Consider the following 3393-nt stretch of genomic DNA (forward strand, 5'->3'; position numbering starts at 1 on the left):
CATCGATCTCGCGAATGAAGCGCGAGATTGTAGAGTCGCTGTAAATCTTGTTCTGCGGTGTCATCAATGGGTGGTTGTACGCATAATCCGGGAAGTGCTGAGCCACGTTGCTTTCTGCGATAACTGAGTAAGCGGCGAGATCAAGAAGCAGCCCTTTTCCCCGGTCATCCCAACGCTTCAAGTGTTCAGCCAGCTTGTAGTCTTCGATGATTCTTCTGACTACGGAGAAGGCACCAATTCGGATACAGCTGCTTCTGGATTCATTGACTGGTTCAGCCGCCGTTCCTTCGGCAGGAATCTCAACGTCAGGGAAGAACTTTTCGAAGTTAGGGTTAGGAAACATCATTCCCGGATGATCTGGATCAGCTTTCCCGATGGTCGTTCTTCTGGCAACGTTGTATTTCTTCTCGGGAAGGTACTCTCTAGCATAAGTGTATTCGATGTAGGTAGTCTTACCCCGTTTATTTCTGGAAATTTTACCAGTGTTCTTAGGAATATTAACCAGGCAGTTGTAGTACATGATGGCCTCCTTTATTGAGTATGATATCATACTCAAATTATAACATAGAAAAGCACATCAATGCAAGCAAAGATGTGCTAAAAATGTAGTATTTTTGCGGGTTTAGGGCAGTTTCTCAGAGGACTTGAGTTTGATTGCTTTGGGAAATTAACATTAATGTCGTAGTCAAGTTTTGCATCCCAGGCCACAACGTGTTCGTTATCAATTGAGATCGGCTTATCGCTGGTTACGGTCAGTTCAACCAAGTCACCAAAGGCGTTAACCAGCATGTCGCCTTCACCTTCAGTCTGCATTACGTAGAAACCACCGGTTCCCCCAAAGGCTGCCTTATTGAAACTTTGACTCTTCATCTTATAGCTGACGCTGTCGTCACTTGCCAGAAAGGCGCCGGTGTTCAAGCAATACTGCTGCTTGCCAACAGACAATTTCTCGATCTTGCCAGGAATTGCTGGTGCAACCCCAATTTGTCCGCCGTCCGCATCACCAGTTGCCTGGGTGATAAACATGCTTTCACCACTAGTCAAGCTCCGGCCAATCGCGCCGAGCAAACCGCTCAGGCCCTTCTTGCTGGAGTTCATCTTCCCGGCGATGGTGACGCCTTTCATGTATACCATGGCGCCGTTTTCGACTTTAATGCTTTCACCCTTATCGAGGGTTACAGTAGCTAATGGGCAAGTATTCCCGCCGCTTAATTCGTATTTCATGATGTCCCTCTTCTTTTCTATTTCCTTAGAAAAATCTGATATATTTTAAAAGCGCTTTCTTGCCTATATTATAGCAAAAAAGCGTTTTCTCCAGCAAAAGGAATTTCCGTTAAAAAGCAAAAAAATTAGACTGGATTCTTCTTTGATGGACTAGCTTACTGGTCCAGTTGGTTAAAATCTGGTTCAAAGTAGTCCAGCAAGGTAAACTGCCCGTCTTCATACTTCAGCTTAAGAATGGTGCAGTTCTTCATCCCGTGCGGCAACGGCTGCTCGTAGTAACGCAAGAAACAAGCCATGGCACCGCCGTGCGATACTGCCAAAACTTACTGGTGATCTGCCTGCTCCATGACTTGGCTCAAGGTCTTAGCCATTATCCCCCAACTTCCTCTTGGTCTTCCCGCCATATTTGACGGAAAAATCATTGTAAGGCAGCGGTGGGTTTAAGAATCCAGCGCTTCAAAGCGGCCAAAATTCCATTCCTTGATCCCCTTGAGCCTGGTATAAGGCGGCTTGCCGCCGGTAACTAGTTCCAAGGTGTCGCATGCTCGCTCGTGCTTGAATCGCAGTGGTCCAGCTTGATGTCGTTGTCTGTAAAGTAGCGTCCAGCGATCTTGGCCTGATTGATCCCCAATTGAGTTAAAAGTGAGTCGCACCAGCCCTGGATCTTGTGTTCAAGGTTGAATAAGGTTTGTCCGTGCCGCATGAGATACAATATTTTTTCCATCTAAGTTTGTCCCTTTTTACATTTTTATAGCGCTTTTAGATAAAATTATGGTATTTTTCGAAAGCCAATGGAAAATTACTTGGGAGTCAAAGGTAAGCGCCCAATAGCGCGGTATATTAAAATCCCATCCTAGGATGGGGTTAATCAGTTTATGGGACTTTACTTACAGTGGAGCTGTACATTTTCAGACCATGGTAAGTAGGCTTCCAGACGTTGATTATCTAATAAGGACGGCTCATTGGGCAACTTGTCTAGAAGCTTACGCTTCATCGTCGCCACTAAGTCAGGGCCACCCAAGGAATAATCAGACCGGACAAAGTGGATTCGCGGGAATGGGTTGACCCCAAAGCCGGTAACCATCTTCCACTCCTGAACAACATAATCAGTCATCCAGTTGGTCGTCTTTACCGCTTCAGTCATAAAGTAGTCGACAAAGTTATAGTCTGGATACTTGTAATAGAGGTCCAGTGGTCTTCTCAAGGACACCACAGCTATCATGTTCTTCAAACAGATTTCTAAGTCAAATGCGGCAGATCAATACCACTTTGACATCAATTCGGCTTCTTTCTGCTGGCAAAGCCCTTATAATTTTGATAAAAGAAAAAATTTTGGCATCTTTTCGTGTATTACTTATTGAAGGGGAAAATTCCCTTCTAGAATGGAGGAAAAATGTCAAAATCAACCCTAACAGTCCGTGGCAGCAAGGATATCGTTCAAAAGGTCATGCTGGACAAGAACGAGATCTTTGCTGACGTGTTGAACGGCTTTATCTTTAATGGCGAGCAGGTCATCAAGCCGGACATGCTGGCGGATACGAACACGACCAGCTACTACAAGGCCAACGGAGAAATTCATGGCCAGGACCGGGACGTGGCCAAATTGCTGACAATTGGCGATAAGAAGGTCGTCATCTTGCTGGTCGGAATTGAGAACCAGACCAGGCCGGACAAGCATATGCCGGCGCGGGTGATGAACTATGATGCCGCGGCCTACCGCTACCAGCTCACCAAGAGCAAAACGCTCTACCCCGTGCTTACGCTGGTGGTATACTACGGGAAAGAAGCGTGGAACTACAGCCGGAATTTGCTGGGAAACATTGAGCTGCAGAAGTTGCCCAAGGAAATGCAGCAGCTGATCAGTGATTATGAGATCAAGGCCTTTTACCGGATCAGTGACTTGTCAGCACCAGAACTGGATCAGCGGTTCAAGAGCGCCTTCTTCTGTCTGGCGGAATACTTCATCCAGACCAATGCTGGTGAAGAATACCACCCGAGCGCCAAGAAGCTGTCGGTCGAAGATATCATGCTTCTTTTGGATATGATGAATTCCTTGTCAGGCACTCATGCTTATGACGAGTTAATCAGACAATTAGAAGAAAAAGATAAGAACGAGGTGACTACCATGACTGAAGTACTGCCACAATTTATTCAGGTCAAGATTGACCG

Annotated in this window: 3 protein-coding genes and 2 pseudogenes; 1 reads left to right on the plus strand and 4 read right to left on the minus strand. The window is 46.0% G+C overall.

Annotated features, from left to right (window positions below; all coding sequences use genetic code 11):
* The 4 genes and pseudogenes from OCH80_RS07915 to OCH80_RS07930 all read right to left on the minus strand — a co-directional run.
* Positions 1-520 (minus strand): annotated as a pseudogene (locus tag OCH80_RS07915) (transposase); the annotation flags it as partial.
* Between the two features lie 77 nt (positions 521-597).
* A complete protein-coding gene (locus OCH80_RS07920) occupies positions 598-1224 on the minus strand; it encodes a TIGR00266 family protein (protein WP_404539703.1) in 627 nt (208 codons plus the stop codon).
* A gap of 155 nt (positions 1225-1379) precedes the next feature.
* Positions 1380-1948: pseudogene (locus OCH80_RS07925) on the minus strand (histidine phosphatase family protein).
* Positions 1949-2107: 159 nt separating this feature from the next.
* Positions 2108-2428, minus strand: coding sequence for a hypothetical protein (locus OCH80_RS07930; protein ID WP_404539756.1), 321 nt, complete (start codon positions 2426-2428; stop codon positions 2108-2110).
* A 189-nt stretch (positions 2429-2617) separates the two neighbouring features.
* Between OCH80_RS07930 and OCH80_RS07935 the strand changes: the two genes are divergently transcribed.
* Positions 2618-3393, plus strand: a 776-nt coding sequence (locus OCH80_RS07935) for an Rpn family recombination-promoting nuclease/putative transposase (RefSeq protein WP_404539706.1), incomplete at its 3' end; no start/stop codon positions are given.

It is taken from the genome of Lactobacillus sp. 23-2 (assembly GCF_044902225.1).
GTDB classification, from domain to species: domain Bacteria; phylum Bacillota; class Bacilli; order Lactobacillales; family Lactobacillaceae; genus Lactobacillus; species Lactobacillus absianus.